General features: G+C 60.1%; 2 protein-coding genes. One reads left to right on the top strand and one right to left on the bottom strand.

Annotated features, from left to right (window positions below):
* Positions 1 to 458: transposase (locus AMM33_RS21630; RefSeq protein ID WP_194945687.1), on the top strand; the 458-nt coding region annotated here is incomplete at its 5' end.
* Here the strand turns inward: AMM33_RS21630 and AMM33_RS21635 are convergent.
* Positions 430 to 4,539 (bottom strand): hemagglutinin repeat-containing protein, encoded by a 4,110-nt coding sequence (locus AMM33_RS21635; protein WP_228768308.1) that lies wholly within the window; start codon positions 4,537 to 4,539, stop codon positions 430 to 432. The genes AMM33_RS21630 and AMM33_RS21635 overlap by 29 nt on opposite strands.
* Between the last annotated feature and the right edge of the window lie 101 nt (positions 4,540 to 4,640).

The following is a 4,640-nucleotide window of genomic DNA, read 5'->3' on the forward strand; positions in this document are numbered from 1 at the left end:
AGTCTCTCAAGGGCATGCGCTGGACTTTGCTCAAAGACACAGCCAAGCTCAAACCGGAGGCGGCAGCTGAACTGGATGCGTTGATGGCCAAGATGACCGTCAAACGCACGGCCAGGGCGTGGTCCTACAAAGAGCAGTTGCGTGAGATCCTTGATCGAAAGCAGATCAACGTTGTGCGAAYCATGCTGGATCACTGGTGCACATGCGTGATGCGCTCCAAGGTCGAACCGATGAAGGACGTTGCCAAGATGATCCGCGCTCATATGGAAGGCATCGTGGCCTGGGCGCAGACACGCCAGACCAACGGATTCCTCGAAGCCATCAACGGTTTGTTCCAGGCATCCAAGCGTCGTGCGCGTGGGTTTACGCGAATCACAACGATCAAGACTGTCATCTTCTTGATCGCCGGGAGACTCGACTTCCACGCTATCAATCCTCATGCTGGGCAACCCACTTGAAATTCATCAGAGCCTTAAAAGTCTGATTTGTTGTTCCATTAACCTCGACTCCGGCTGCGAGACTTGCCTCTGCTCCAACAGTGCCAAGGCCAGCGCCGGCCGTGATCGAAGCGCCGACACGAACAGTTGCAGGGTTCTGTGGGTTAGTTTCCACGATAGGCTCGGATTTGCCTCCTCCTACCGGACCAAGCAGCTGTCCGGCTCCAACCGTTTTGGTTCCCAAGTTGATATGACCACCAAGCCCAGCACCAATACCGACCTTTCCACCCACAGCTTTGTTATTTTTGACTTCCACTTCAATTTCACCTCCGCCAACCGGTGTGTACAAGCCAACGCCATAGCTGCCATCTGGTACTTTGGCCACACCTGTTTTGTCCGCAGGCATGCCCGCCGCAGAATTGAAATCACCATTGGCCCACTTGGCCGTAGGCGCGTTTACTTTCACATCCGTGGTCAGCTTGGGGCCGTTCAGCGCCGCATTGCTGTTGATATAAGGACTTTGGTCCGGAATGTACCCCACACCTTGTTTGGTATTGCTGATGATCCAGTTTTGCAGTTCTGAATTGGCTTTGCCTGGCACTTCCATCACAACACTGCCTTGAGCCGTCTTGGGCATGCTCGGATCGTTGTTGAGGCTGTTGACAATGGCATCTGTGTTGGTCAGCACCGTAGTTGTATTGGGCTGCTCGCCTGTGGCCGCGTTACCCATCAAACGCATTTGTTCTTCAATTTGCGCCTGCGTGTACTTGCCTCCGCTCTTGGCTGCCAGATCTTTGGCTTTTTGCACTTCCGACGGATGCAACTGCCGATTGTTCATGTCCGAATTGAACGCCGTGGCCGCCCCGGCTGTCGTGCCCCCACTGGCCGCTGCACCAATCGCTGCAGCTGTGGTGCCACCGGCCAGGCTGGAGATGACGTTCGCCGCACTGTCGCCCAAGCCTGCATTTTTGATCGCGGTTTTGAGTTGGCCTTGCAGTTGGTCAATCGTGGGCGCTGCTGCGCTGGCGGCTCCTGCACCTGCAGCTCCTGCAAGGCCACCAGTCAGACCGCCAACGGCGGTGTGCATCGCCACGCGATAGGCGCCGCCTTCTTCCCACTTGGCGGCTTCTGCTTGCAAGGCTGCTTTCTTGCCGGGGTCGGTTTCGGCGTTGGCCTTGCGGCTCAGGTCTTTGAGCTGACTGCCTGCATAGTCCCCCACCGCCTTGCTCGCCTGCTTGCCAAACTCACTGGTGATCTCCACCTGCGCGGCCACTTCCTTTTGAACCTGATCCTTGTTGAAAATCGGCGCAATGCTGGTGCTCTTGTCTCCGGTTCTGGCTGCGGTGTTGCCCGCCACGCCGCTGATGCCCGCAGTGGTCGTTGAGCTGGCACTGCCCTTGTCGCTGCCCAAGCCCACACCGCTCATGCCCGCACTGGCGCTCTTGCCGGGCAGGGTGCCTGCGCCTATGCCCACACTCACGCTGTTGGCGCTGTAGCTGGCACTGTTGTTGAGGTCGGTGGTGGTGGTGCCTTGCTTGGCGTCGTAGCTGTTTTTGTTGTTGTCGATGGCCGCTTGGGTACTGGTGATTTGGCCGCCCGTCAGGGTGGTTTTGCCTTGCACGTTGACGTTGAAGCCGCCGTCGCCTGCACGGATCGCGCTTTGCTCGCCCACGCTCAAGTAGTCGCTGTTGATGCTGCTCTTGGCCAGGTTCACGCTGCCGCTGACACCTGCGCCCGCCATGATGGAGCCGCCTGCGCTTTTGCTGCTTTCTTTGTATTGGCTCTTGTCTTGCAGGCTTTGGATGGTGAGGTTGCCGCCCACTTGGGCTGTCACTTGGTCTGCTTTGACCACTGCGCCTTTGAGCGTGGTGTCACCGCCCGACTCGATGTTCACCGTATTGCCCGCCACCTGGCTGTTGGTGTACGTGTTGCTGTTGCCCGCGCCTTGGCCCGTGGCTTTGCTGGCACTGGCCGTGAAGCCGCCACCGCCACCGCCTGCGCCCAGCTGCATGGCTAAGCCAATGCTGCCGCTCTTGCTTTGGTTGCTGTTGCTCTCGCTGGTGGTGTTTTGCGCGGCCAGCAAGTTCACTTGGTCATCGGCTTTGAGGGTGGCGGTTTTACCGGCTTGGACCTTGCTGCCTTGCACGGTGATGTCGCTGTCTTTGCCAGCGCCTGTGGCCGTGATGGTCACGTTGCCGCCTGCATTCACCTTGCTGCCCTTGGCGCTGTCGGCGCTGCTTTGTTGTTGGCTTTGGCTGCTGGATGCGCCCAGGCTCAGGCTCAGGCTGATGCCGATGCCGCCTGCTTTGTCTGCAGCGTTGCCTTCGACCATCTTGCCGTCTGCGTTTTTCACCATGCCATTGGCATCGCCTTGGCCTGCTTGAACAGCATCCGCGCCTTGCTTGAGGTTGAACCCCGCATTGGCTGCCGCCAGGGCTTGCATGCGGCCGCTGCTGGTGTTGCCTGCCGCTTGCAACTGGTTGTTGGCCGTTTGCAGGGCACTGATCACAGGGCTGGTGATGGCCACCGTCAGGCCGCTTTGCTTGAACTTTTGTTCGGTGCTTTGGCTGCCGGTTTCTCTGGCTTCTTTGATGTCCACTGTCTTCGCAGTGATGTCGATGTTGCCGCTACCGGAGGGGCTGTTCAGTCCGGGCGCGAGCACATCGCTGCCTGTTTGCGTGTAGGTCTTGCCTGCGGTGATGGTGACGTTGCCACCCGTGCTGCCCACGGTGCTGCCTGCTGCCGTGGTGCTTTGGCCTTGGCTGTCCACGCTTTGCATTTGCTTGCCGATGGTCACGCTCAGGCCGCCTCCGCTCAAGAGACCGGACTTGGTGGTTTGGTTGAAACTGCTTTGGTTTTGCGTGTTTTGCGCTGCTTCAATTTTGACGTTGCCGCCTGCACTCAGGTTCACGTTTTGGTCGGCCAGCACGTTGGAGCCTTTGACGTTGAGGTCTTGGCCTGCGCTGATGTTGACGCTGTTGCCTTCAAAGTTGCTGCCTATGGCGGTGGTGCTGGCGCTGCTGTTGCGGCTGGTGGTGCTGCTGCTGCTGAACAAGCCGCTGCTGTTGCTTCGCGTCGATTGTGCGGTGCTCAGGCTTTGTTCGCCTGCGCTGATGTTCACGTTGCGCCCGGCGTCCACCAGCAAGCCCACTTGAGCTTGTACGTTGGCCGCCCGGGCGTTGACGTCTTGCCCCGACTGAATGCTCAGCTCGCCCACGGCGCTGATTTGCGTGCCCACTTCCTGGCTTTGGCTGGTGCGCAGGTAACGGTTGGCGTCGTAGGTGGTGTCCTGGCTGTGCGATTGGGTGAGGGTTTGCAGGTTCACGTCTCGCCCGGCGTTCAGGCTCAGGCTTCCCGCGCTGGCTACGGCCGCTGCTGTCAGTGTCACGTCGCGCCCTGCGCTCAGGCTCAGTTGCCCGGCTTGCCCGCTGCCATCGCCCGTGAGCATGACCTGGCCGATGCCTTGCAGTTGGGTCCGGCTTTCTGCGCGGCTGGCGCCTGCGCTCACGCCGGCCTGGGTTTGCGTGCTGGTGGTGCTGGCCACGCTCAGGTCGCGGCCCGCGCTCAGGCTCAGGCTGCTTTGCGCCCGGATCAGGCCGCCGATGTTTTGCAGGTCTTGCGTGGCGGCCATGTCCACGCTTTGTGCGCTGACGCTGCCGCTGTTGCGGATGTCTTGTGCGCTCACGCTCAGGCTGGTGCGGGCGCTCAGGGTGCCGCTGTTGTTCAGGGCGCTGCCTGCGGCCAGATCGACTTGCCCCCCCGACATGAGGGCGCCGTTGGCGCTGACATCACCTTCTCGCAACCGGGCATAGACCTGGGGCACGAGCACGGTTTGCTGGCTGCCGTCGGCCAGGGTCACCGTCTGGTTGACCAGCCAGACCATGTCGGTGGTGAGCCTGGACATTTGTTCAGCCGTCAAGGCGATACCGGGGCGCAGGTTCATTTGCTGGGCGTATTGCACGCCCGCGTTCATGAGGGCCTGGTACTGCTGTTCGTCGCTGGTGTAGGTCTTGCCTGCGGTGATGCTCACGTTACCGCCCGTGCTGCCCACGGTGCTGCCTGCTGCCGTGGTGCTTTGGCCTTGGCTGTCCACGCTTTGCATACGACTGCCCACGGTGAAGCCGATACCGACGTTATTGGCTATGTCATTCCCAATTACCAAACAGCCCCAGTGGTTTAAGCAAGCGCAGGTCATATTCAAAG

The sequence above is a fragment of the Limnohabitans sp. DM1 genome (assembly GCF_001269385.1).
Lineage (GTDB): Bacteria > Pseudomonadota > Gammaproteobacteria > Burkholderiales > Burkholderiaceae_C > Limnohabitans_A.

What these genes read in the sequence shown, in the direction of transcription:
- AMM33_RS21635 (WP_228768308.1), bottom strand. Translation starts at nt 4,539, where the DNA reads ATGCAAAGCGTGGACAGCCAAGGCCAAAGCACCACGGCAGCAGGCAGC.